Origin of the sequence: Actinomadura sp. J1-007, assembly GCF_009793335.1 — a bacterium.
Lineage (GTDB): Bacteria > Actinomycetota > Actinomycetes > Streptosporangiales > Streptosporangiaceae > Spirillospora > Spirillospora yumaensis.
On sequence record NZ_WING01000001.1, the window covers coordinates 5,179,325 to 5,204,571 of the forward strand.

The window sequence follows — 25,247 nt, forward strand, 5'->3', positions numbered from 1 at the left end:
GCGCGGGGCGGGCGCGGAGACTCGGCGCCGCCGTCGGGCGGGTCAGGACGCCTGGGACGAAGGGGTCCTGCCGAGGCCCAGGTGCGGGCTGGTGACGAGGTACAGGCCGTCCACGGCGTTCTCCGGCGCGAACGGCGACTGCTTCATCTCGTGCACGCGGTTGAGGTTGTTGAGGGGGTTCGGGTCGCCGCTCTCCGCGCCGCGGAGGTGGTCCTGGACGAGGCGGTAGGCGTTCTCCGCGTCGTCCATGTCGGCGATGCCGGTGATGATGCGGTCGAACGCGGCCTGGAGGTGCAGGTTGTCGCGCTCGCCGCTGGTGAGCTTCTGCGCGTTGTAGAAGTGGTACTCCTTGCCGCGGTAGCTCTCGTAGAACACCGAGACGAGGATGAGGAGCCGCTCGTACGCGTGCCGGTAGACGGTCTCGTAGAAGCGGCCCGCGTCCTCCTCGGCCACCTCGCCGCGCAGGACGCTCGCGAGCGACGCCGCGCCGAGCATGGCGCTGTAGGTGGCGAGGTGCACGCCGGTGGACAGCAGCGGGTCGAGGAAGCACGCCGCGTCGCCCGCCAGCAGGTAGCCGGGGCCGGTGAAGCGCTCGGCGACGTAGGAGTAGTCCTGCTCGGTCTTCATGCCCGTGACCTGCTCGGCGCCGTCGAGCATCTCCAGGACGGTCGGGCACTGCGCGAGCGCCTCGTCGTACACGGCCTGGATGTCGCCGAGCCGGTTGCGGCCCTCGTTGAACAGGTCGCGGCCGGTGACCAGGCCGACGCTGGTCGTCCCGTCGTGCAGCGGGATCGCCCAGAACCACCCGCTCGGCGTCGAGCAGACGGCGATCGCCCCGTCCGGGCCCTTGCCGAGGGGTTTGGCGTCCTTCCAGTACGCCCATGTGGCGACATTACGGAACACGTCGTGGAAGCGCCGGTTCTTCAGGTAGCGGGTGGCCATCACGCCGCCGCGGCCGGAGCAGTCGATCACGTGCCCGAACGCGATGCGCCCGCGCCGGGAGGGGTCCTTGGCGTCCTGCCAGGACGCCGCGACGGCCCGTTCCCCGTCGAACTCGATCTCGCGGACGCCGACGCCCTCGACCACCTCGACGCCCAGTTCCCGCGCGTGGTCGAGCAGGATCTGGTCGAACTCGCTGCGGACGACCTGCCAGGCGTTGACGTTGTCGGAGCCCTGGTCGGAGAAGCGGACCTCCCACTCCTCGGGGCCCCACTGGAAGTACGCGCCGCCCTTGGAGCGGAAGCCGTGCGCGACGACCTTGTCCCAGACGCCGAGCATCTCGAAGATCGGGCGGCAGGACGGGAGGATGGACTCGCCGATGTGGTAGCGGGGGAAGCGGTCGCGTTCGAGCAGGGTCACCTGGAACCCCTCGCGGGCCAGCAGGCCGGCCGCGGTGGAGCCCGCCGGGCCGCCGCCGATGATCAGGATCTGGGTCGATTCACGCATGCCCGCAGCGTCGGCGGCGGGGGTGGAAGCTCGCTCGTGCCCCGAGCGATCCCGCTCAAGCCGCGCTTGAGCCGGTCGCGGCCCCGCGGGACGCGGCCGAGCGGGTCTCACGGACGAGAAGGGTGACATGGGCGAATCGTCGGGAAAAGACGGTGCGGAGGAGCCCGATCGTGTACTTTCCGTCGCTTACCCGGCAATGATCACTCCCGAGCGTTCCAAGAGGGGTTCTGGCATGTCATCGTGGGCCGAGCGGCTCGAAACGGCGACCGGAAAGTGGCGCGGCGGCGACCTGGACGGCGCCGCCGCGGAGCTGCGGGAGATCGTGGTCTCCGGCGATGACGCGATCGTCCCCGAGGCGTCGCACGCGCTCGGCCGCCTGCTGGAGGAGCGCGACGACCTGGACGGCGCCCGCGCCGCGCACCGCTCGGTCGTCGCGACCGGCCACCCGGTGTTCGCGCCGCGCTCCGCGCTCTGCCTCGGCGCGCTGCTCGTGGACGCCGGCGAGTGGGCGCTCGCGTGCCGCCCGCTGCGGACCGCCGCCGCCGGCGCCGACGCGGTGACCGCCACGATGGCCGACGTCATGCTCGTCCGGGTGCTCGGCGCGCTCGGCGACCCCGACGGGGCCGCCGCGGCGCTGGACCGGGCCAGGCGGTCCGAGCTGCCGCAGATCGCCGGGCTGACCGAGGGCCTGGCCGTGCCCCGCCCGCCGGACGACGGCGGCGAGCGCGAGCGCGAGGCGTGGGACGCCTACGAAGCCGTCACCGGCCTGCTCGACGAGGACGAGTCCGACGACGGCCCGAACGCCCACGACGAGGTGGTCCTCACCGGGCTGAACCGGATGCTCGCGCACGGCATCCCCGCGCTGTGCTCGCGCGCCGCGTTCCGGCTCTACCCGATCTACGCCGAGCGCGGCGAGTTCGCCGAGTGCCGCCGCGTCTGCGAGCACGCGATCGCGGTCGGCGACCCGGCCGAGCGCGGGATGGCCGAGAAGCTGCTCGGCGCGGCGCTGTTCGACCTCGGTGAGCACGCCGAGGCGCGCGAGGCGTACCGGCGGGCCGCCGAGGACCACCGGCCGGAGGTGCGGCTGGACGCGCTCGTCCAGGAGGCCAAGTTCACCCACCGGCTCGGTGACGAGCGGGAGGCGCACGCGATCCTGCGGCGGGTCGTGGAGTCGGGCCACCCGCGCTTCGCCGCCGAGGCGCGGGCGTGCCTCGGGCAGCTCCACTCCGAGGCGGGACGGGTGGACGACGCGCTCGCGTGCTGGCGCGAGGTGCTCGCCGCCGACTGCGACTTCCACCGGGGCGCCGTGCACTTCCTCGGCGTGCTCCTGCAAGAGCTGCCGGACGGCGACCCCCATCGAGCCGAGGCCCTCGGCCTGCTGCGCCGGGCCGCCGAGCTGGACGACGCGGACGTGGCGTTCCAGGCGACGATGACGCTCACCCAGGCCGAGGCCGCCGAGCGCGGACCGGACGAGGCGTACGAGCGCGCCCTGGACGACTGCGACGCCGCCCTCGAACGGATCCGCGACGGCGAGCCGGACGCGGCCCGCGCGCTGCTGCGCCCGGTGGCCGACGCGGACATCGCCGTCCAGTCGCCGCGCGCCTCGGCGATGCTCGCCGCCCTCGAACTCGGCGAGGGCGACGCCGAGCAGGCCGCCGAGCTGCTGGAGTACGTCGCGGACGGCCCCGACCTCGTGAACGGCTTCGGCGCCGCCGTCAGCCTCCACCTCCTCACCGCCGCCGGTCCGCCCGATCCGGCGGGCCCCGCCGGGCCGGAGCCGCACCCGCTGCTCGGCGCGCTCGTCGAGTACCAGCGGCACGGCCGCGAGGCGGGCGTCGCCCGCTACGAGGAGTGCGCCGCGCACGCCGATCCCGCCGTCGCCGCGCTCGCCAAGAGCATGCTCGCGCAGGTGTGCGTCTCGCTCGGCGCGCCCCGTTCGCGCGGGGTCGCGCTGCTGGAGGAGGCGGCGGGCGCGGGCGACCCGATGGCGCTGTCGCACGCGGCCGTCCTGTCGTGGGTGCTGCGGGGCGAGGACGACGCCGACGAGGTGATCGCGCTGCTGCGCCGGGCCCGCGCGGACGGCCTCCCGTCCCTCGCGCCGTGGGTGACGCAGGCGCTCGGCGCGGCGCTCGAACGGCGCGGCGCGGACGGCGACGAGGACGCGGCGCTGGAGGCGTACGAGGCGGTGGCCGCGTCGGGCCACCCGGGCCTCGGCGCGGAGGCCGAGTCGTGCGTGCTCGGCGTGCTGGAGGGGCGCGGCGACCTGGCGGGCGCGGCGGCCGTCCACGAACGGATCGCGGCGCGCGGCGACCGGCTCCGGGCGCCGCGCAGCGCCTGGCTGCTCGGCCTCACCCGCGTCCGCCTGGACGACTTCGACGCCGCGCGCGCCGCGTTCGCGCTGGTCGGCGAGGACCATCCGGAGCTGGCCGAGGACGGCGCGTTCGCGCGGCGGCTGGTCGCCGCCGACTTCGACGGCGCCGCGTCCGCGCTCGCCGCCGTCCGGGAGCGCGGCGACGACACCCGTTCGGCGGTGTCCACCTGGCTCGCGCTGGAGGCCGCGCACGCGTGGCGGCGCGCGGGCGCGCACGCCTCCGCCGACGCCGCGCTGTCCCTGGTGGTCGAGGGCGGGCACCCCGACCGGGTGCAGGAGGCCGCCGTCCACCTCGGCGCGCTGCGCGGCGACGCGGGCGACCACGCGGGCGCCGCCGAGGCGTGGGAGCGCGCGATGGAGGGCGGCGACGAGCACCTCGCCGCGCTCGCCGCCAAGGGCGCGGGCGGCGCGCGGTACGCGCTCGGCGACCTCGACGCCTCCGCCGCCGCGTACCGGCGGGCGCTCGACGCGGCGGACCCCGGCGACGACGGCTACCCCGAACTGCTCGACGAGGTCGTCGGCGTGCTCGTCGCCGCGGGCCGGGGGGACGAGGCACGCGCCGTCCAGGCCGAGGCGATGGGCGAGGGCCCGCACGTGGACCTGCTCCTCGGCTCGGCGTACGAGCGGCACGGCGACCCCGACGCGGCCGCCGACCGGTACCGGGCCGCGATCGCCGCCGGCGGGCCCGGGAACCCCGCGCCCGACTCCGCCGCCATGGCGGGCGTCCTGCTGGCCCGGCTGCACGACGGCCGGGGCGAGACCGCGCGCGCCGCCGAGCTCGCCGCCCGCGCCCTCGCCGCGTTCGAACGGCTCGCGGCCGAGGGCGAGCCGGACGCCCCCGAGGGCGCCGCGTCCGCCGCGTACGAGCTCGGCGGTTACCTCGCCGCGACCGGCGACGCGGACGGCGCGCGCGAGGCGTTCGGGAAGGCCACCGCGTCGGGCGACCCGGTCGTCCGGCTCGGCGCGAAGGAACGGCTCGGCGCGGCGACGCCCCGCGAGCGCGCGGTGCTGCGGCTGCACGAGGGCGACCGTCCCGGCGCGCTGGAGATCTTCGCCGCCGAGTACGGCACGCCCGTGCTCGCCGCGCTGCACGTCGCGCTGTTCGAGGGCGACGCCGGCGCGGCGCGGACCGCGCTGGAGGCGGCGGCGGGCACCGGCGGCGCCGACCGCTCCCGCGCCATGCTCGTCTCCGCGCTCCTGGAGCGCCTGGACCGGGGGCCGGACGCCGTCCGCGACCTGTACGGGCTGGCGCTGGACTTCTGCGGCCCCGAGCAGATCGCGGTCGTGTGCGACAACGTCGGCGCGGCGTACGACCTCGCGGGCGACCCCGGCGCCGCCGTCCGCGTGCTGGAGCACGGCGCCGCCGTCGCCCACCCGTCCGCGCTGGCCTGCCTGCGGCGGCTGCTCGGCGTCCTCGCGCTGACCGGCGACGTCGCCGCGCGGGAGGCCGCCGCCGACCGCGCCGCCGCGTCCGGCGACCCGGAGACGGTCTCCATCGGCGTGTGGTCGCTCGGCGACCTCGCGCGCGACCGGGGCGACCTGGCGGGCGCGGCGGACGCCTACCGGCGCGCGATCGGGACCGCCGCCGCCGACTCCGTCCCGTACCTCACCTGCGAGCTCGGCCACGTGCTGCGCCGCCTCGGAGACGACGACGCCGCGTACCGCGCGATGGAGTCGGTGCTCGGGTCCGGCCACCCGGGCCAGGTGCTGATCGCGGGCACGGCGCTCGGCGGCTGGCTCGCCGAGGACGGACGGCTCGCGGGCGCGGCCGAGGCGTTCGGCGCCGCCGCCGCGGCGGGCGCCGGGCACCCGGACCCGGCGGACGAGGATCACGGCAACCACCAGGCCGCGCTCGACGGCCTCGCCGCCGTCGCGGGCCGGGCGGACGGCGCGGGCGACCACGCGGTGGCCGTCCGGGCGCTGCACCTCGCCGCCGCGGGCGGCGTGCCCGGCGACGCCGTGCGGATCGCGACCGAGTACGGGGCGGAGGCCGCCGGGCGCGGCGACCTCGACGCCGCCCGCGCCTACTACAAGGGCGCCGCCGCGTTCCCGCCGGACGGCGCGCCGTCCGCGCTGGTGGACCTCGCCGACCTGCTCGCCGCCCACGGCGCGGCGGGCGAGGCCCGCGCCCTGCTGGAACCGCTCGCCGCGTCCGCCGACGGCCGCGTCCGCCTGGCCGCGACCACCCGGCTCCTGCCGCTGCTCAAGGCCGCGGGCGAGGACGACCTGGCCCTCCGCCTCGCCGCGCAGGCCGCGGGCGAGCCCCCCGAGCCCGAACCCGCCGCGCAGCCCGAGCCCGCCGCGCAGCCCGAGCCCGCCGCGCAGCCCGAGCCCGCCGCGCAGCCCGAGCCCGCCGCGCAGCCCGAGCCCGCCGCGCAGCCTGAGTTCGTCGCGGAGCCCGAGGCCGAACTCGAAGCCGCCGGGACGGCGCCCGCCCCGCTCGCGGCCCCCGTCCCCCGCCCGCCGAGCCGCCCGCCGAGCCGCAGCCGTCTGCCGAGCCGCAGCCGCCTGCTGAGGACACCGCCGCCGTGCGGGAGATGCTGTTCGCGCTCGCGGAGGAGCACTTCGGGGACGACGCGCCGGACGAGCTGGACTCCGTCCGCTGGATGCTCGCCAACCAGGCGGGCAAGCCCACCGCGGGCCCGGCCGGACGGCAGGTCATCCGCTCGGCCCGCAGCATCATGGACGGCGAGCCCGCCAAGGCCCGCGCGATGCTCGAACTCGTCGTCCTGTACGGCGACCCCGCCGAGGTCGCCGCCGCCTACGACGACATCGGCGACGTGCACGCCTACGTCGAGGACGACATGGACGCCGCCCTCGCCGCGTACCGCGCGGGCGCCGCCGTGGACGACCCCGCCTCGCTCGCCCCGCTGCGCAGCCTCATGGGCGCGCTGCTGGAGGTCGAGGACTACGACGGCGTCGCCGAGACCGCGCAGCGCGCGGTGACGAGCGGCGACCCTGAGACGGTGTTCGCGGGGTACTGGCTGTGGGGCGACGCGCGGCGGCACGGCGGCGACTCCGACGCGGCCGTACGGCTGTACCGGCACGCGATCGACGCCGCGGACGGCGGCGACGACCCCGCCGCCGCCCGCGTCCGCATCGACCTGGCCCGCGCGCTCCGCGACCGCGACCGGCGCGACGAGGCGTCCGCCGAGCTCGAACGCGCGCTCCGTTCCGACGAGCCCGACGTGCGCCTGCCCGCGGGCAACCTCCTCGGCGCCTGGGCGTTCGAGGACGGCGACCTGGAGGCGGCGGCCGAGGCGTTCGGCCGCGCGGCCGCCGTCGACGCCGAGGACGAACGCGTGGCCGAGCTGGCGGAGATGGCCGCCAAGAACGTCATCGTCGTCGCCAACAAGGCGTTCTCCGAGGGCGTGCACCGGATCGCCGTCCGCGCGCTCGCCCTCGCGGCCCGCGCCGGATACCCCGAGGACGCCCTGCGGATGGCCGGGAAGCGCGCCGCCGAATGCGCCGGGTCCGGTGACCGCGACGCCGCGATGCTCTACGTCGAGGGCGCCGCCGCGTTCCTGGACGACCCCGGCCCGGACCTCCAGATCCAGCTCGCCGACCTCTACGTCTCCGCCGGGCTTCCCGAACGGGCCCGCGCCGCGTACGAGCGGCTCGCCGACCACCCGGACGCCGAGATCCGCCTCGTCGCCACCGGACGGCTCGTCCCCCTGCTGCGCGAGGCGGCCGAGACCGAACGCCTCGCCCCGTCCGCCGACCGCACGGCGGAGCAGCCCCTCGACCCGTCCGCCCAGGCACTGCTCGGCAGCGTGCTCGGCATGTTGCGCAGCGAGCAGGGCGACGAGGAGGGCGCCCTGCGGACCCTGCGCGCCGCCGCCGAGACCGGCGCCCCGGCCGCGCTGTTCGCCCTGGGCCAGGAGCTGGTCGAGCAGGGACGCATGGACGAGGCCCGCGACGTCCTGGCCCGGATCCCCGAGGACTCGCGGGTCGGCCGCCGCACCCTCGTCGTCCTCGGCAACACCCACCACGACAGCGACCCCGCGCGGGCCCGGGACCTGTACCTGCGCGCCCTGGACGGCCCCGGCGAGCCGGACGCGCACGCCGAGTCGAACGCCAGGATGTACCTCGGCTCGCTCGGCAAGCAGGCCCGCGACTGGCCCGAGGCGCTCCGCTGGTACCAGCGCGTCATCGACGCGGGCGACGAGCAGGCGGCCCTCGCCGCCGCCCACCTCGGCGAGCTGGCGTACTGGCTCGGCGACCGCGGCTCGGCCATCCGCTTCTACGAGCTGACCCTCGCCACCGGCACCACGCAGGCCGACCTCGTCGGCGAGGCCGCCTACCGGCTGGGCGAGCTCCGCCACGCCGACGGCGACCTGGCCGAGGCCCGCGCCCACCTCCAGCGGGCCGCCGACTCCGGCGACGAGTCGTTCGCCGCCGAAGCCAGAGCCCTCCTCTCCAAACTCCGGGCCACCTGACCGGGGCGGACGTCAGGCGGGGTCGTCCGGGAGCCAGCTTCCGTGGAATCCGGCGGGGACGGCCCTCGGGAGGTCCACGGCGGCCACGGGCGGGCCGGACGGGTCGGACGCGTCCAGGACGAGCAGTCGGGAGGCGCTCGCGTCGCGGCGCGTGGTGATGGTGAGCAGCCAGCCGTCGTCCTCGCGCCGCGGGCCCCGCGTCGCGGGGACGAACACCGCCTCGCCGACGGCGGTGTCCTCCGGCAGGGTGTGCGCGGTGGCGGCTCCGGTGGCGAGGTCGTACTTGACGACGGCGTTCTCCTGCGCGGCGTAGAGGTGGCGGGCGGGACGGCCCACGCGCGCGTCGTCCAGGGTGGGGAACTCGATGCCGCGGTCGTCGAGCGGCCGCTCGGCGACGGTGCCGGTGGACGGGTCGAGCGTCCACCGGTACAGGCGCGGCATGGCCGACGGCTCGGAGCCGTCCGCGGGCGAGGTCGAACCGCCCGCCGCGCCCCACAGCGCGGCGAACTCGGCGCGGCCGTAGCGGACGGCGTCCAGGACGACGCGTCCCGACTCCTCGTGCGCGTTGCCGACGTGGAAGACGTAGCAGGGCTCGATGTCGAACCACTGGACGTCCGCGCCGTCGTGCCGCATCAGGCCGAGCCGCGCGCCGTACGCGTCGTCCCACTGGTACGGCATCCCCCGGGCCACCAGGTCGGCGTGGAACGTCAGCGGCAGGTCGAGCCAGACGACGTGGTGCTCGGTGATGGCGAAGTCGTGCATCATCGTGCCGCCCGGCACCTCGATCTCCCGGCTGCGGACGAGCGCGCCGGAGGTGTCGAGCCGGTGGTAGGTGAGGTACGGCGGCAGCGCGCCGTACCCGAAGAAGTGCAGGTCGCCCGTCACCGGGTCCTGCTTAGGATGCGCCGTCATCGCGGTGGTGAGGCGGCCCCCGAAGTCCACCGGGCCGACCGTGTCGAGCCCGCGCGTGACCTCGTACGGCAGGCCCGCCTCGACCAGGGCGAGGATGCGCCCCGCGTGCCCGATGACGTGGGTGTTGGCGCTCACGGCGGCGCGGTCGAGGGTGCCGTCGGGGCGGACGAACGGGTCGCCCGCGAGCTTGCCGGTGCGCACCCAGCGGTTGCGGTACCACTCGGCGCGGCCGTCGCGCAGGCGGACGCCGTGCAGCATCCCGTGCCCGCCGAACCAGTGCCCGGGGTCCTCGCCGGGCCGCGGGTTCGGGCCGTTGCGGAAGTAGCGGCCGGTCAGCTCCGGCGGCAGCGCGCCGGTGACGGGCAGGTCGAACGCCTCGGTCTCGTCCGGCACGGGCGCCAGATGGCCGGACAGGTAGTGCGGCGTCGTCTCGGTGCTCATGGCCCGAGTCTCATGTGTCCACTTGGATATGTCAACGTGGATACGTCCAGACTGGACCTCTCCGTTCGGACAGGTAAGGTCGGGCGCATGCTTCGCTACGCCCTGCTCGGGCTGCTCTCCGAACGGCCCGCCAGCGGGTACGACCTGGCCAAGGCGTTCGAGGGAGACCTCGGGCGGTACGCCTGGCAGGCCGGGCACAACCGGATCTATCCCGAGCTGGCCCGGCTCGCCGAGGAGGGCCTGATCGAGCCCGCCGGGGAGGGCGCCCGCAACCGCCGCGCCTACGCCGTCACCGAGGCGGGCCGCGCCGCCCTGCGCGCGTGGCTGCTCGCCCCCGAGACCGGCGCCGCCGTCCGCAACGAGCCGGTGCTGCGGCTGTTCCTGCTGTCGGCGCTCGACCCGGACGACGCCCGCACGGTGCTGGAGGAGATCGCCGAACGGGGCGACGAGGAGGTCGAACGGCTCGCCGGCGTGCTGGCGGAGGACCCGCCGCTCTCCCCGGACGGCCGCCTCCCGTTCGGCTGGCTCGCCGCCGGCTACGGCCTGCGCCAGTACGAGGCCGCCAGCGCCTGGGCCCGCTGGGCCCTCGGCGAACTCGACAAGACCACCCGCCACCCCGCGCCGTAGCCCCGCCGCCCGCGGGTCCCGCACCCGCGCCGCGAACAGCAGGTGCCTCGGAACGGTGGGCGGCGGGGCAGGAGAGCGCGGGCGGAGGGGGCGAACGGCATGCCGCGCCCCGTCCGACCGGGTCGTTCGGACGGGGCTGGTCAGCGGGCGCGGCGGGCGACGAGAGCGGCGTTGATGAGCTGGAGGTCGGCCGGACGGGCCGGGTCGAGGCCGGTCAGCTCGCAGATGCGGCGGACGCGGTAGGTGACGGTGTTCGGGTGGATGTGCAGGGCCGTCCCGGTGCGGCGGCGGTCGAGGCCGTTCGCGAGGTGGCACTCCAGCGTGCGCAGCAGGGCGGGCTTGCGGTCGAGCGGCTCCAGCAGCGCCGCGAGCTCGGCGAGCGCGCCGCTCGGGCGGCTGAGCTGGTAGTCGAGCAGCACGTCGGCGAGCCGGTAGAGGCCCGGCGGGCGGCCGGTGCGGCGTACCACGTCCAGCACCTCGCTGCTCTGCGTCACCGCGTCGGGGATCCCGGCGGGCTCGGCGATCTCGGCCGCGGCGGTGACGCGGGCGCCGGACGCCTCGGCCGCCTCCGCGATGAGGCCGCGCAGCACGGCCCACGGCGGCGCGGCGGCGAACGGCAGCAGCGCGGTGCCGCCCGAGCCGTCCAGCGTGGTGAGCGCCGGCTCGTCCGCGAACCGGTCCAGCACGGTCCGGACGCGGCGGATCCGGCGCCGCGCCGCGACCCGGGCGCGCTGCCCGGAACCCGTCTCGGCCCGGCGCGGCGCGAACGCCAGCGTCAGCACCGCGTACCGGGCCGCCGGGCGCAGGCCGGTGCGGGCCGCGATCCGGTCCAGCGGCTCCCCGGCGAGCAGCGCCGCCATCAGCGCGTGCCGCCCGCCGTGCTCCTGGCTGTCGAGGATCTGCCGTACCTCCAGGTAGGAGCCGCTGACGGCCGAGGTCAGCCGCCGCTGGAAGTCCATCAGGTACGCCAGCGCCTCCTGGAGGTCGGCGAGGTCGGACGGCCGGGCGCCCGCCGCGATGTCCTCCCAGCCCATGGCCGTCCCGATCTGGTAGGCGGTGAGGATCGCGTCGAGCGGCACCCCCTCCTCGGCCCGCAGCGCCGCCGAGTCGCGCTGCCGGTCCAGCTCGTCCGGCCGGACGGGGCGGCGGCGCTCCAGGATGTCGGCGAACTGCCGCAGGCTGTGCTGGACGATGTCCGCGACGTCCCCGGCGATCTCCTCCTGGGGCAGCTCGGCGTACACCGGCAGCTCGGCCAGCAGCCGGTCGACGACGTGCCGGGTCAGCCGCGGGCAGCGGGCGCGCAGCCGCGCGGCGACCGGCCGTCCCGCGACCCGCAGCGGGGCCGCCCGGTCCTCGTGCTTGTCGTGCGTCACAACGGCTCCCGCTGAAATCTGCCCGCGCGCCAATTGAACGGCGTCACCCGAGACTGGACGATCACGGCGACATCGTCCAGCACAGGCGGGAGCGGCACCGTGAACCCTTCGTCCACCCCGAGGAAGCGTCGCCTGGTCACCGGAGCGCTCGCCGCCGCGGCGCTCACCGCCGGCCTCTCCGCGCCCGCCGCGGCGCACGCCGGAACCCGCGCGTCCGGAACGTACGTCGCGCTGGGCGACTCGATGGCGTCCGGACCGCTCATCCCCAACATCACCGGCCCGGTCGGCTGCGGCCGGTCCACGCACAACTACCCGCACGAACTCGCGGGGACGCTGAGCCCCACCACGTTCCGCGACGTGACGTGCAGCGGCGCGGCGTCCAAGCACATGACGCAGCAGCAGGAGACGAGCGTCGCGGGCGTGCCGACCGAGACCGTTCCGCCGCAGTTCGACGCGCTCAGCGCCGACACGACCCTCGTCACGCTGACGATCGGCGGCAACGACACCGGCCTCGTCGGCGTCGCGCAGAACTGCGTCCGCATCGACCCGACCGCGAAGCCGTGCAAGGACGACTACACCTCCGGCGGCGTCGACCAGGTCGCCGAACGGATCAAGGCGTTCGAGCCGAGGATGTCGGCCGTCCTGGACGGCGTCCGCCAGCGCGCCCCGCAGGCGCGCATCGTCGTCACCGGCTACGGCCTCTACATCAAGAAGGGCGGCTGCTGGCCCACCCAGCCCGTCCTGCCCGTCGACGCCGACTACCTCCAGGGCAGCGTCAACGCGATGAACGCCGTCATCCAGCGCCAGGCCGCCGCCCACGGCGCGACGTACATCGACCTCGTGACGCCCAGCATCGGCCACGACGCCTGCCAGTCACCGTCCCGCCGCTGGATCGAGGGCTACGTCCCCGTCCACCTGGCCGCCCCCCTCCACCCCAACCGCGAAGGCGAAGCCGCCTACGCCCGAGCCATAACCCCCGCCCTCCCCACCACCGCGGCCCGCTGACCCCCATCCGTCCGGGCGGGCCGCCCCCCAACCCGCCCGGACCCCGCCCCAACCTTCCCGGCAAGAGCACGGAGAGGCGTAGCGGGAGCGTTGTCGCACAGCACGAGTACGCTCAGGCCCGCAGGGCACCACCTCGCACCCCTACCTAGAACGCGAGATGTGCGGACACTTCTCGTGGGTGAGACAAAATGGCTGTCGAATGGTCCGTTCGCATCGCACGTGCTTTTACTGCCGTCGAACGCCGTGACGAGTCCGAGAAGACGTTCCGGAACTGGGCCTGCCGCGCACACGGGGTGCTCATCGAGCCGGCAGTCGAAGTGAAGAACAGCGGCCAGGACATGCACGTCCCGACGCCGGGTGTTTCCGCGCCAGCGCGTTCACCGACTCTCTATGGACCGGGTCCGTGTGTCGCCGGTGAATTCCGCATGCATGTGGAAGGCCATGCGCGACTGTGCGGGTGACGATACTGGACGATTGGTTCAGCCGGAGTTGCTTCAAGAGCGGCTTCGTGTCGAGGGCTCCCCGAGCCTGGAAGCGGCGGTGATGAGTATCATCGCGAACACTGATATCGGACTTCCCGGCTAGAGCGGAAGGCGGGGAAGAGGATGTCCGCGCGACGGAGGCAGGTTTCCTGCGAAGGAGGTTCAGGTGTCGGATGGTGATGTGTTCATGGTGGAGACCACTGCCCGCCTGGGTGGTCGGTATGCCGAGCCGACCCGGTCTTGGTTGGAGTCGGCTCTGGGAGATGTCTTGGCACCCCTTCGGGAGAAGTTGGGTGACGGGAAGTCGCTCGACCCTCACGCTTTGAAGGATGATCGCCTTCCCTGGGGGGAACCTCATTCCTTGTGGGCAGGGCTGATCACTCAGGCCGAACCGCTTGGTAGGAAGAAGGTGAGTGTCTATAGTCCCGATTCCTGGGAAAAATTTCTGCGATCAGCCGATACGCATTTCCATCAAATTGAAATTCAGTTGTTCGGTCTGAAAGAGAATGGCTTTCCGGGGAGCGATTGTGCACATATCGGCGTCGAGCGGGTCGTCGGGGCGACCGAATGGTTCATCTTCAATATGCGCGCCACTGATAGTCTCATCTCGTGGTCGGCATTCCCGGAACTCCAAGAGAAGCGGGTCGGGTTTCTCCGGGAGCAGGCCGAACTCCAGCACAGTACGTTCGGGAACGTCACGAACGACAACATGGGTGATCGCACGGCCCTGGAGACGGGCATAGGGCGCTACATGCCTGAATGTGCCGAGGAGAGCGTCGATACGCTGCGTAGCTACTCGTGGACGACGGTGTGTTCGCGGGAGATCGCCGCGCGGCTGGGCGGAGCGGAACGGCTTCGCGAGACCGGGGCCTTCTACGACGTTGCCGAGTTGTCCTATGGCGGTCTGCTGCTACGCGCGACCAAGGAGTTCGGCGATTACGACGCCGACCGCGTGCGGCAGGTCTTCGACGCACTCGCATGCGCACTGCCCGTCGGCGAGGCTGAAATGTCGATCGGTGCCGAGTACTGGAACCTGGTGTACGGAGTGGACCCGGCCGATGTGTGCCGGCGACGTGGATGAGAATCCGGTCAGACGCGCCGCCGATCCCATGAGGTGGGGGGCGCGGGTGCGCGGCGAAATTACCGTGTTTGCGTGAGTGGCGGGGATTTTTGGTTTTGTGCTGATTTGCTCCCTCGGTTAGGAGGTGCTTTTGTGAAATTGAGGGTCGGGGGCTGAGACGGCGCGTAGGGTGCGGACGGTGTTGGGGCTAATCGGGGTGCGCGAGGTGTGTGCGGATCGGGCCGTTGTTCGGTTGGTTTTGGCGCGGTTGGCCGGGAATGTGGGGGACGGGTTCGGGCAACTGGGGCTTGTTTTCGGGGCGTTGGAAATGGGGTACGGCGCCGCCGGGTTGGCTGTGGTGATGGCGTGCAAGGCGGCTCCGGCGTTGCTTGTGCTGTTCGGTGGGGTGCTGGGGGATCGGTTTCGGCGGGAGCGGGTGATGGCGGGGGCCGAGGGGCTTGCGGCGGTGGCGTGGTGCGGGCTCGCGGTGTGTTTCTTCGTTGGGGCCGCGCCGTTCGGGGTGGTGTGTGGGCTGGCGTTCGTGGCGGGGCTCGCTCGTTCGCTGACGGGGCCCGCTGAACGGGGGATCGTCGCCGACCTCGTTCAGGGGGACGCGCGGCAGGTGGTGAACGCGCTCGTCGGGCAGTCCGTCGCGGTGGGGCTGCTGGTCGGGCTCACCGCCGCCGGGGCGGTCGTCGCGGCGGCGGGGCCTGGTTGGGCCGCCGGGATCAAGGCGGTCGCCGCTGCGGTGGGGGTGCTGCTGCTCGTACGGGTCCGGACGCGGCGGCGCGGCGGGGCGCGAAACAAGATGCTGGACGAGTTGCGGAGTGGGTGGCGGGAGTTCGTGGCGTATCGGTGGGTGTGGCTGCTCACCGTGCAGTTCACGGTGGTCGCGGTTGCGGCCGGGGCGTTTTCTGGCGTGATCGGGCCCGTCTTCGTGGAACGGCACGGCGGGGCCGGCGTGTGGGGGCTGGTGGCCGGGGCGGAGGCGTTCGGCGCAATCGCGGGTGGGGTGGCCGTTCTGTGGTGGCGGCCTCGGCGGGCGGTGCTGGTCATCGCGTTGCTGCCCGTGGCGTTGGCCGGGCCGATGCTGCTGGTGGGAATTCACGCGCCTTGGCCGGTGCTGGCCGTGGCGATGTTGGCGCCGGGGCGGCGCAGGCGGTTTACGGGGTGCTGTGGACGACGACCGTTCAGGCTGTTTTCGCGCCGAACGTGCTCGCGCGGGTCAGCAGTTGGAATCTGCTCGGCGGGTTCGCGTTGACGCCGGTGGCGGTGCTGGGCGCGGGGCGCGTGACGGCGCATGTCGGCGCTCCGAACGCGGCGCGGGCCGCTGGGCTGGCCGTTCTTGGAACGACCGCGGTGGTGCTGCTGTCCGCGCGGGTGCGGTCGTTCCGGGTGGCCGCTCGCGCGGGTGGCCTCCTGCGGGTGAACGCGTAAGACTCAGCGGCCCTTGATGATGAGGCGGAGGAGGCGGCGGGGGCGTTTGCGGCGGAACGTGGCGCGTTCGTTCGCCTCCGGGAACGGGACGTCAGGGACGGGTTCGCCGAGGAACGCGCACAGCGGCTCCCAGCCTTCGCGGACGTCCAGCACGAGGAGCCGCTCGGGCGGGATCGCGGAAGTCACCTCGGTGATGTGGCGTTCGAAGACCTTGAGGACGTGGGCGCGGTCGTCGATGCGGCCGTCGAAGACGCGGTCCATGACCGTGGCCCGCGCCATGCGCGGGTAGAGCGCGAAGTCGGGGGCGCGCAGCGCGACGAGTTTCCGGACGATCCGGCGGTGCGGCGGGAGGGGGCGGCGCTCCGCCAGGGCGCTGGCGAAGATGGTGGCGCTGACGCTGTCGTACCAGCGTTCCGCGTCGCGGACGGTGAGGACGACCTTCGCGTCCGGGTAGTGCTCGGCCAGTTCCCGCCAGTACGCGGCGGCGGGCCAGTCGAGTGTGGACGCGTACCCGGCGAAGATCGTGTCCCATCCGGCGCTGCGGCCCTCGCCGACGTCGAGCCACTGGCGGACGCGGTGGGGCTGCGCGATGACCTCCGACATGTGGTAGCAGGGGCCGTACCCGAGGATCTCCAGGGCCTGTTTGAGCGAGGCCGTCCCGGTCCGGCCGAAACCCGCGCCGATCACCTTCACGCCGTGCTCCTTTCGGGGAGCGGCCGGTTCTGATCCGGCTCTGATCCGCGCCGTCTACGTTCGCGGTGGACAAACGATAAGCCGTGGAGAGGAGACGGGCGATGGGTGATGCGCCGGGCTTTCCGGGAGCGTTCCTGGAGTCGCTGGAGAACGATCCCGCGAGCGTGGCGTTCGAGCAGGGAGAACGGCGCGTGCGGCGCGGGGAACTGCTCGCGATGATCCGGCGGATCGCTGCGGCGATGCGGGAGGCGGGGCTCGGGCCGGGGAAGGGCGTCGCCGTCCGTACGGAGGTGACGCCGGAGGCGTTCGCCGCGCACATGGCCGCGCACGCCCTCGGCTGCCGCGTCGTCGGCGTCCGGCCCGGCTACCCGGCCGCGCACCTCGCGCACGTTCTCGGGGCGGGGAACGACGCGGTGGTCGTGGACCGTTCGACCGCGGCGGAGGTCCGCGGCGCGGCCGGGCCGCTGGAGGTGCTGTCGCTCGGGCCCTGTCCGGGCGCGGCCGACCTGCTCGCGGGCCCGGCCGGGCCGCCGCTCGCCGCGGCGGGGCGTCCGGACGACGTGGCGGTCCTGGCGTTCACCAGCGGCAGCACCGGACGGCCCAAGGGGTGCGCGATCACCTACCGGGCGCTGCGCGCGCACTGGGCGTGGGAGCCCGACATGCGGCCGCCGGTGGTGGAGGAGATGGCCCGGGGGTTCGAGCGGTACCTGCTGTTCGGGACGCTGGCCAGCCTGGTCGTGATGGAGTTCCTCGGGGCGTGCCTGGTCGGCGGCGGCACCGCGGTGATCGCCGAGGACGACGGCCGGCCCGCGTTCCCGTACGCGATCGAGCGGTACGGCATCACCGGGTCGATCGCGACCGTGCCGAAGCTGTGCCGGATGCTCGACCTGCTGCGGGACGCGCCCGCCGACGTCGGCTCGCTGCGGGCGCTCATGGTGTCCGGCTCGCCGCTCGCCCCGCACCGGCTGGCCGAGGCCGTGGAACGGCTCGGCCCCGTCGTCTACCAGGGGTACGGGCAGACGGAGGCGGGCTCGATCTCGATGCTCACCCCCGCCGACATCGCCGGGCGCCCGGAGCGCGCGCTCACCTCCGTCGGCCGCCCGCACCCGGCCGTCGAGGTCGCCGTCCGGGACGCGGAGGGCCGCGACGTCGGAACGGGCCGCGAGGGCGAGATCCACGTCCGCAGCCCGTACCTCATGTCCGGCTACTGGGACGACCCGGACGAGACCCGCGACGTCCTGCGGGACGGCTGGCTGCGCACCCGCGACCTCGGCCGCACCGACGAGGACGGCTTCCTGCACCTGTCGGGCCGCACCCGCGACGCGGTCATGGTGAACGCGATGGTCGTCTACGCGGGCCCGATCGAACGCGCCCTCGCCGCGCACCCCGGCGTGGACGAGGCGTACGTCGCGGGCGCGCCGGACGAGCGGACCGGCGAGGCCGTCCACGCCTTCGTCGTCCCCGCCCGCGCGCAGGCCGCGCCCGACCCGGACGCGCTGCGCGAGTGGGTCCGCGCCGAGCTGGGCGACGGCAGCGTGCCTCGGACGGTGACGTTCGTGCCCGAGGTCCCGGTCGCGCCGAGCGGCAAGCCCGACAAGCGGGCGCTGCTCGCGCTGCTCGCGCCGCACGCGGGCGCGCGGGGGCCGGGGCAGGGCCCGGAGCCGTTCTGATCGTTCTCTGAGATTGCGTTCCGATACTGAGGTTGTCCTTTCAACCACATCGCTGTGCCAGGAGGCGACCGTGCCGGACGACCAGAACGCCCCCCTCGACTACCTGGTGATCGGCGCCGGGCCCGCCGGGCTCCAGATGGGCCGCCATCTGCGCCGGGCGGGCCGCGGCCATCTGATCCTCGAAGCCGGCCCCGGGCCGGGCACGTTCTTCCGGACGTTCCCGCGCCACCGCACCCTCATCTCCAACAACAAGAAGCACACCGGCTGGGACGACCCCGAGCTCAACCTCCGGATGGACTGGAACTCGCTGCTGTCCGACGGCCCGGCCCCGCTGTTCACCAGCTACAGCGACCGGTACTTCCCGCACGCCGACGACATGGTCCGCTACCTCGCCGACTGGGCCGCGGACGCCGACCTGCCCGTCGAGTACGGCACGCGCGCCGTCCGCGTCGCCCGCGACGAGGGGCCGGACGGGACGTTCCGCGTGACCGACGAGCACGGCCGCACGCACGCCGCGCGGCGGCTGATCGTCGCCACCGGCGTCAGCCGGGAGAACATCCCGCCCGTCCCGGGCATCGAGACGGCCGACACCTACGCCACCGCCTCCACCGACCCGGACGACTACACCGACCAGCGGGTGCTCGTCATCGGCAAGGGCAACTCGGCGTTCGAGACGGCCGACAACCTCGTGGAGAAGGCGGCGGTGATCCACGTCGCCGGGCCGCACTCGGTGAGGCTGGCGTGGCGCACGCACTACGTCGGGCACCTGCGCGCCGTCAACAACAACGTCCTCGACAGCTACCAGCTCAAGGCGCAGAACGCGATCCTGGACGGCGACGTCAAGCGCGTCGAGCGGCAGGCGGACGGCACGTACCTGGTGACGGTGAGCTTCGTGCGCGCCGACGAGGTCACCAAGGACATCCCGTACCACCGGGTGATCGTCTGCACGGGCTTCCGCTTCGACGCCTCGATCTTCGACGCCGGGTGCCGGCCGCGCCTGACGATCGGCGACCGGTTCCCGGCGCTGACCTCCGCGTACGAGTCGGCCGACGTCCCGGGCCTCTACTTCGCCGGGACGATCACGCAGTCGCGCGACTTCAAGCAGGGGACGAGCGGGTTCATCCACGGCTTCCGGTACGGGGTGCGGGCGCTGCACCGCGTCCTGGAGCACCGCCACCACGGGGTCGCCTGGCCCGGCGAGGACCTGCCCGCCGACCCGGACGCGCTCGCGGCGGCGGTGATCGCCCGCGTCAACCGCTCCTCGGCGCTGTGGCAGCAGTTCGGCGTGCTCGCCGACATGATCGTGCCGTCCGGGGACGGCGGGGCCCGCTACCTCCACGAGGTCCCGTACGACCTGGCCGGGCCGCCCCTCGACCCGTCCGCCGCCCGCTACGCGATCACCCTGGAGTACGGGCCCGACCACGACCGGCACGACCCGTTCGACGTCGAGGTCGCCCGGATCAGGCAGAGCGACGCCGGCCGCGCCGACGAGGGCCACTACCTGCATCCCGTCGTCCGGTGCCACCGGCCGGGCGAGCCCACGGCCGTCCACCACATCACCGAGAACCTGGAGAACGAGTGGACGTCCCGCGAGGTCCACGTCGAACCCCTCCGCGCGTTCTTCGCCGACACCCTCGCGGGCAGCGCACGCGGCGCGGGCGACGCAGGGGCGCGGCGGGCATGACCACCGCGACGAGCCGTACCGGCAGCGGCAACGGCACTGGCACCGACCCCGGGCCGGCGGGGGAGGCGAGCGGGCGGGCGCTCGCGGTGCGGGAGTTCGAGCGGCTGGCGCGGGCCCGGCTCGACCCCGCGCACTACGACTACTTCGCGGGCGGCGCCGGGGACGAGGTGACCCTCCGGGCGAACGAGGCCGCGTTCGGGCGGCTCGCGCTGCTGCCGCGCGTCCTGCGCGGCGCGGCCGGACCGGACCTCGGCGTCACCCTGCTCGGCCGCCGCGCCGCGACGCCCGTGCTCGTCGCGCCGACCGCGTTCCACCGGCTCGCCCACCCCGACGGCGAGCGCGCCACGGCCCGCGCGGCGGCCGCCGCCGGAACGATCATGATCGTGAGCATGGCCGCGACCGTCGCCGTCGAGGACGTGGCCGCCGCCGCGCCGGACGCCGAGCTGTGGTTCCAGCTCTACGCGCAGTCCGACGCGGCGTTCACCGAGGCGGTCGTGCGCCGCGCCGAGGCCGCCGGGTGCTCCGCGCTCGTCGTCACCGCCGACTCCCCGGCGCGCGGACGGCGCGAGCGGGAGCTGCGCCGCGGCTTCACCGACCTGCCGGACGGCCTGCGCTGCGAGAACCTCCGCGACGGCGGCCGGGTCCGTCCGATCGAGATGTGGCCCGGCCTCTCCTGGGAGCACCTGGCGTTCCTCCGGCGGATCACGGCGCTGCCGATCGTCCTGAAGGGCGTCCTGCACCCGGACGACGCGCGGCGGGCGCTCGGCCACGGCGTCGCCGCGCTGCTGGTGTCCAACCACGGCGGGCGGCAGCTCGACTCCGTCCCGGCGACGATCGACGCGCTGCCCGAGATCGCCGCCGCCGTGGACGGCGCGGTCCCGGTGCTGCTCGACGGCGGGATCCGGCGCGGCACCGACGTGCTGAAGGCGCTCGCGCTCGGCGCGGACGCCGTCGCGGTCGGCCGCCCGGTGATCTGGGGCCTCGCGGCGGACGGCGAACGGGGCGTCGCCCGCGTGCTCGGCCTGCTCCGCGACGAGGTCGAGCAGGCGCTCACGCTGTGCGGCTGCGCGTCCGTCCGGGACCTCGACCCGGGGATGGTGCGGCGGACATGCTGACCACGGTCGCGGCGGTGCTCGCGGCGGCGCTGGCCGCCGCGGCGGTGGCGAGCCTGCCTTCGTGGCTCCCCGGACGGGTCGTCGCGCTGCGCGTGCGCGTGTTCGCCCGCGTGAACGGGGGCGAGGGCATCCTCGTCCCCGGCGACCTGGTCGGCGTCGAACGGTTCAGGGAGGTCTACTCCCACCCCGCCGCCTCCGGCCGCAGCGAGGGCGCGGCCCTGTCGGACCTGTTCTGGTACTGGCTGTCGCCCGGCGCGGAACTGCACCAGGAGCACCTTGAGGCGGGCGCGCGCTACGACGAGGTCGCCCGCACCACGCGGCGCTTCCTCGCCGTGCCGCAGGCGGAGGCCGAGGACCTCGCGCGCCGCTGCGTCGCCCGCACCCTGTGCGACCTGCGGCGCCGCCAGGGCGGGCGGCCGAGCGCCGAACGGCTGCGCGACCTGATGATGCCGGTCTGGGCGGACCTGTACTACGAGCTGGTCTTCGGCCGGCCGTGCCCGCCCGACGCCCGCGCCCTGATCGTCGGCAACGCCGACGACGTCGTCACCGCGCTCAAGTGCTGCGGCCTGCGGCACATGGAGCGGCGGCACCGGCTGACCCGCCACCTCGCCGGGCTGCTGGACCGCACCCGCCACCCCCTCCCGGACGGGTTCTTCGACGCGGAACGGGCCCTCTACCTCCAGGGGACGTTCTTCAACACGGCCGTCGTCCAGATGTCGGAGGCGATGGCGCACCTGCTGATGGTCCTGGCGCAGCGGCCCGCCGTCCAGGACGCCGTCCGCGCCAGGGACGACCGGTACCTCGACCACGTGATCGCCGAGACGATGCGGCTCTACCCGCTGTTCGGGGTCGCGCACCGCATCACCACCGGCGACATCGAGCTGGACGCGCGCACGACGATCCCGTCCGGCTCGGTGCTCTGCTTCGACTACCCGGCGTTCCACCGCGCGGGCTTCGCCGACCCGGACGCGTTCGACCCGGGCCGGTTCGACCCGGAGCGCCGCGGGGGCCGCGCCGTCCGCGACCTGAACCACATCCCGTTCGGCGTCGCCGCCAACCGGCCCTGCCCGGCCTGGCGGCTCGCGCCGATCACGATGCGCGTCGTCGCCCGGGAGATCCTGCGCGCGTACGACCTCGCCTCGACGGCCTCGCACACCCGCTCCCTGCCGAACCGGGGCCCCTGCCTCCTCGTCCCCCGCCCGAGCGGGACGGAACGCGGCGCGGCGCTGGCGGCGGAACGGGGCGCGGCGGGAGCGCGGGCCGCGCACCGTCCGGCGCTGCTCGCCATGCGGTTCCGCGACCGGTGGGAGAACGTCTGGCTCAGCCTCGTCCAGCTCGCGCTCGGCACCTACATGGTCCGCGACGCGCGCCGCCGGGGCCTGTGCCGGCGCCATTTCGAGGCCGCCGCGGCCCGCGCCGCGGACCGTTCGGGAGCGGAGTGAGGCCATGCCCAGCCCGGCGCACGGCCCGTCCGAGGGGGCATGGCCGCGCGAAGGACGGAAGATGACGTGCCGCCGGCCGGACCGGTTCAAAGATCGGCGTAATTGACCACAATTGCCCGCAGGTCTGGCGTGCGTCCGGGGGCGGTGCGACCGTGGCCTCGTGGCCGTGACATCGAGTCCGGCGGACCGGGGGGCGTCCCGCCGGCTACTGATCATCGAGGACGACCGCGAGCTCGCCGGGATGCTGGACGAGGTGTTCGCCGGGCAGGGCTACGCGGTCGAGGTGGCCCTGGACGGCCAGCGGGGCCTGCACCTCGGGCTGGCCCGCCGGCACGACGTGATCGTCCTGGACCGCGGGCTGCCCGGGATCGACGGCCTCGACCTGCTGCGCAGGCTGCGCGCCCAGGCCGTCACCGCGCCCGTGCTCGTCCTCACCGCGTTCGGCGCCGTCGCCGAACGGGTCCGCGGGCTCGACGCGGGCGCCGAGGACTACCTGCCGAAGCCGTTCGACCTCGACGAGCTGCTCGCCAGGGTCCGGGCGCTGCACCGCAGGAACATCGACCGCGCGGCGGTGCTGCCGCTCGGCGACGGCTGGCTCGACGCCGAGGCGCGGATCGTCCGGCTGCCGACCGGCGAGAGCGTCACGCTGTCGGGACGCGAGTGCCGGCTGCTGCGCGCGCTCGCCGTCCGCCCCCGGCACGTGCACACCCGCGCGTCGCTGCGGCGCGGCGTCTTCGACGGCGCCCGCACCGAGTCGATCGTCGACACCTACGTCTACTACCTGCGGGGCAAGCTCGGCCCGGACGTCGTGCGGACCGTCCGCGGCGTCGGCTACCGCGTGGGCCGGCTGTGAACCGCCCCGGCGCGCGGGACCCGGAGCGGCGCCTCGTCCTGCGCGCCCGCCGCGCCGTCACCCTCCAGCTCACCGGCGCGATCGCCCTGGTCATCGCGCTCGCCGGCGGGCTGGTGTACGCGGTCACCGGCGCCGGGCAGAACGAGGCGGCCCGCCGCGAGCTCGCCGCCGCGACGCGGGGCGCCGACGTCGGCCACCCGCCGCCGTGCGTGTGGCTGTCCGAGGTGCGCGCGGGCGCGGTGCGCCGTTCGCCCGGCGCTCCGGCCGCGCTCCCGGCGGTGTCCGTCCGGGCCGCGGACGGCGGCGCCCGCGTCGCCCGCGCCCGCGCGGGCGGGCACCTCTACCTCGTCCGCACCGAACGGCGCGGCGACGCGACCGTCCAGGCCGCGATGGACCTGCGCTACCAGACCGCCGAACGCCGCCGGCTGCTCCGCACGCTCGTCGCCACCGAGCTCGCCGGGCTCCTCGCCGCGCTGCTCGTCGGCCGCATCCTCGCCCAGCGCGCGATCGCGCCGCTCGGTGAGGCCCTCGCCAGGCAGCGCCGGTTCGTCGCCGACGCCAGCCACGAGCTGCGCACGCCCCTCGCCCGCCTGCACACCCGCGCGGAACTCGTCGAACGCCGGCTGCGCCGCGGCGCCGACCCGGGCGCCGTCACCGAGGAGATGGACCGGCTCGTCGCGGGCACCCGGCAGCTCGGCGAGGTCGTGGACGACCTGCTGGTCTCGGCGCAGCTGCGCGGGCCCCGCCGGACGTCCGCGGTCGACCTCGCCGCGCTCGCCGAGGAGCTCGCCGCCGCCGAGCACGTCCGCGCCCGTTCCCTCGGCGTCACGATCGAGGTGACGCGGAACGGGCCCGGCGTCGTCCGCGGCGCCGAGACGGCCCTGCGCCGGGTGATCTCCGCGCTGCTCGACAACGCGCTCGGCAACACCGGCGCGGGCGGCCACATCTGGGTGACCCTCGCCAGCGGGCCGTCGCGCACCGTGGAGCTCACCGTCAGCGACGACGGCGCGGGCCTGGACCCGCGCGACGCCGAACGCCTCTTCGCCCGCTCCGTCGGCCGCGGCCACGGGCTCGGCCTCGCGCTCGCCCGCGAGGTCGTCACCGGCCACGGCGGAACGATCACCGCCGACGGGCGTCCGGGCGCGGGCGCGGCGTTCACCGTCCGCATCCCCGCCTCGCCCGGACCCGCCCGCCCGGCCGCGCGGGCCCGCGGCTACTCGGCCTCGCCCAACCCGTAGCGCTCCTGGTCCGACGGGCGCGGCGCCTCCGGGCCGTCCCGCCCGAGCCGCAGCATCCGCGAGATCCGCACGGTGCGGAACTCCCGCCCGCCCGCCATGATCACGTGCCCGGTCGAGTGCGCGACCTGCCGCGCCGCCTCGTCCCACGCCGCGAGCTCGGCGCCGGACGGCGGATCGCCCTCGAACTCGCGCAGCCGCGGCAGCACCCTGGTGAAGTGGGTCGCGAGCCGTTCGCGCGCCTCCTCCGGGTCGTCGCCGCCGGTGATGGGCTTCCACGCGTCGTCCCTGACCTCGACGACCATGAACGTCGGCGGCAGCAGCACCACGCCCGGATGCGCGCGGACCGCGTGCCGCGCCTCGGTCATCACCATGTCCGGCACCGTGCCGGGGTTCGGCAGGTGGCCGACCAGGTTCAGCCGGAGCTGCGTCTCCCACTGCCCCGCGGGCGCGCGCGGGTCGATGAGGTGCCCGCGCAGGAACGGGTCGACGGGCTCCGCGCCGTCCGTCGGGCGCGGCGGCTCCATCACGCGGTCGCCGATCAGCGTGAACCGCTCGACCCGGATCACCCGGTAGCGCAGGTCGCCGATCTCCCACTCGTCCTTGGCGAGCTGCTCGCCCTCCTCGGGGTCGAGCCGGTCCGCCGCGGCCAGCATGGCCCGCGCCGCCTCCGGCTCCCCCTCCCGCCGCGCCGCCGCCATCCGCAGGTCGACCGCCAGCGCGTACCGCGCCGCCGAGGGATCGGACGAGCCGATCCCCCCGATGCGCCACTCGCTCCCCGACTGCACCGCGTGCCCGAAGTCGGGCGACCCGGCGGGCAGGAGTCTCGGGTAGGCCCGGATCCGCTCCCCGATCTCCCCGTCGCGCACGGCCGCCACGGGGTCGAGGTCGGCGACCAGGTTGATGTGGTCGTACCCGGGCATCAGCGGGAACGTCATGCCCCCATCCTCGCCACACCCGAA

Annotated in this window: 17 protein-coding genes; 12 read left to right on the plus strand and 5 right to left on the minus strand. The window is 75.0% G+C overall.

The annotated features are described in order from the left end of the window. Window positions 1-42: 42 nt before the first annotated feature. Complete coding sequence (locus GEV43_RS23580) at window positions 43-1,446, minus strand: NAD(P)/FAD-dependent oxidoreductase (RefSeq protein ID WP_160822552.1); 1,404 nt, start codon at window positions 1,444-1,446, stop codon at window positions 43-45. Window positions 1,447-1,678: 232 nt separating this feature from the next. Here GEV43_RS23580 and GEV43_RS50845 point away from each other — a divergent pair, with 232 nt between their 5' ends. Next, window positions 1,679-6,763, plus strand: coding sequence for a tetratricopeptide repeat protein (locus tag GEV43_RS50845; RefSeq protein ID WP_160822553.1), 5,085 nt, complete (start codon window positions 1,679-1,681; stop codon window positions 6,761-6,763). Next, the gene (locus GEV43_RS48220; protein ID WP_241683786.1) at window positions 6,700-8,256 is read left to right on the plus strand and encodes a tetratricopeptide repeat protein; all 1,557 of its coding nucleotides are present in this window, start codon (window positions 6,700-6,702) and stop codon (window positions 8,254-8,256) included. The genes GEV43_RS50845 and GEV43_RS48220 overlap by 64 nt, the downstream gene beginning before the upstream one ends. Before the next feature lie 12 nt (window positions 8,257-8,268). Here the strand turns inward: GEV43_RS48220 and GEV43_RS23595 are convergent, their stop codons facing one another. Next, window positions 8,269-9,609, minus strand: coding sequence for a carotenoid oxygenase family protein (locus GEV43_RS23595; protein WP_160822554.1), 1,341 nt, complete (start codon window positions 9,607-9,609; stop codon window positions 8,269-8,271). 87 nt (window positions 9,610-9,696) lie between these two features. Here GEV43_RS23595 and GEV43_RS23600 point away from each other — a divergent pair, with 87 nt between their 5' ends. Then, window positions 9,697-10,236, plus strand: coding sequence for a PadR family transcriptional regulator (locus GEV43_RS23600; RefSeq protein WP_160822555.1), 540 nt, complete (start codon window positions 9,697-9,699; stop codon window positions 10,234-10,236). A gap of 140 nt (window positions 10,237-10,376) precedes the next feature. On the opposite strand, the gene GEV43_RS23605 is transcribed toward GEV43_RS23600, so the two are convergent. Further along, the gene (locus tag GEV43_RS23605) at window positions 10,377-11,609 is read right to left on the minus strand and encodes a helix-turn-helix domain-containing protein (RefSeq protein WP_309239802.1); all 1,233 of its coding nucleotides are present in this window, start codon (window positions 11,607-11,609) and stop codon (window positions 10,377-10,379) included. Window positions 11,610-11,708: 99 nt separating this feature from the next. On the opposite strand from GEV43_RS23605, the gene GEV43_RS23610 reads away from it, so the two are divergent. From GEV43_RS23610 to GEV43_RS23620, 3 genes are all read left to right on the plus strand, one after another. Then, on the plus strand, window positions 11,709-12,614 hold the full coding sequence (locus tag GEV43_RS23610; RefSeq protein ID WP_160822556.1) for an SGNH/GDSL hydrolase family protein: 906 nt from the start codon (window positions 11,709-11,711) through the stop codon (window positions 12,612-12,614). 648 nt (window positions 12,615-13,262) lie between these two features. Next, complete coding sequence (locus GEV43_RS23615) at window positions 13,263-14,177, plus strand: hypothetical protein (protein WP_160822557.1); 915 nt, start codon at window positions 13,263-13,265, stop codon at window positions 14,175-14,177. Window positions 14,178-14,355: 178 nt separating this feature from the next. After that, on the plus strand, window positions 14,356-15,417 hold the full coding sequence (locus GEV43_RS23620) for an MFS transporter (RefSeq protein ID WP_160822558.1): 1,062 nt from the start codon (window positions 14,356-14,358) through the stop codon (window positions 15,415-15,417). A gap of 179 nt (window positions 15,418-15,596) precedes the next feature. On the opposite strand, the gene GEV43_RS23625 is transcribed toward GEV43_RS23620, so the two are convergent. Then, window positions 15,597-16,286 carry a sulfotransferase family protein gene (locus GEV43_RS23625; protein WP_160822559.1) on the minus strand — a complete coding sequence of 230 codons (690 nt, stop codon included), beginning with the start codon at window positions 16,284-16,286 and terminating at the stop codon, window positions 15,597-15,599. 101 nt (window positions 16,287-16,387) lie between these two features. On the opposite strand from GEV43_RS23625, the gene GEV43_RS23630 reads away from it, so the two are divergent. The 6 genes from GEV43_RS23630 (at window position 16,388) to GEV43_RS23655 (ending at window position 24,288) form a co-directional block, all read left to right on the plus strand. Further along, entirely contained in the window at window positions 16,388-17,956 is a 1,569-nt protein-coding gene (locus tag GEV43_RS23630; protein WP_160822560.1) for a class I adenylate-forming enzyme family protein, read from the plus strand. Between the two features lie 70 nt (window positions 17,957-18,026). Continuing rightward, on the plus strand, window positions 18,027-19,640 hold the full coding sequence (locus GEV43_RS23635) for an NAD(P)-binding domain-containing protein (protein WP_309239803.1): 1,614 nt from the start codon (window positions 18,027-18,029) through the stop codon (window positions 19,638-19,640). After that, window positions 19,637-20,755, plus strand: a complete 1,119-nt coding sequence (locus tag GEV43_RS23640; protein ID WP_160822561.1) for an alpha-hydroxy acid oxidase — start codon at window positions 19,637-19,639, stop codon at window positions 20,753-20,755. The genes GEV43_RS23635 and GEV43_RS23640 overlap by 4 nt, the downstream gene beginning before the upstream one ends. After that, a complete protein-coding gene (locus GEV43_RS23645) occupies window positions 20,749-22,197 on the plus strand; it encodes a cytochrome P450 (RefSeq protein ID WP_160822562.1) in 1,449 nt (482 codons plus the stop codon). The genes GEV43_RS23640 and GEV43_RS23645 overlap by 7 nt, the downstream gene beginning before the upstream one ends. Window positions 22,198-22,357: 160 nt before the next feature. Continuing rightward, window positions 22,358-23,050 (plus strand): response regulator transcription factor, encoded by a 693-nt coding sequence (locus GEV43_RS23650; protein WP_206681250.1) that lies wholly within the window; start codon window positions 22,358-22,360, stop codon window positions 23,048-23,050. Then, window positions 23,047-24,288: a cell wall metabolism sensor histidine kinase WalK gene (locus GEV43_RS23655; RefSeq protein WP_160822563.1), complete on the plus strand. Its 1,242-nt coding sequence runs from the start codon at window positions 23,047-23,049 to the stop codon at window positions 24,286-24,288. The genes GEV43_RS23650 and GEV43_RS23655 overlap by 4 nt, the downstream gene beginning before the upstream one ends. Here GEV43_RS23655 and GEV43_RS23660 read toward each other — a convergent pair. Beyond that, window positions 24,264-25,223, minus strand: a complete 960-nt coding sequence (locus GEV43_RS23660; protein ID WP_160822564.1) for a DUF5954 family protein — start codon at window positions 25,221-25,223, stop codon at window positions 24,264-24,266. The two genes, GEV43_RS23655 and GEV43_RS23660, sit on opposite strands and share 25 nt — an antisense overlap. Between the last annotated feature and the right edge of the window lie 24 nt (window positions 25,224-25,247).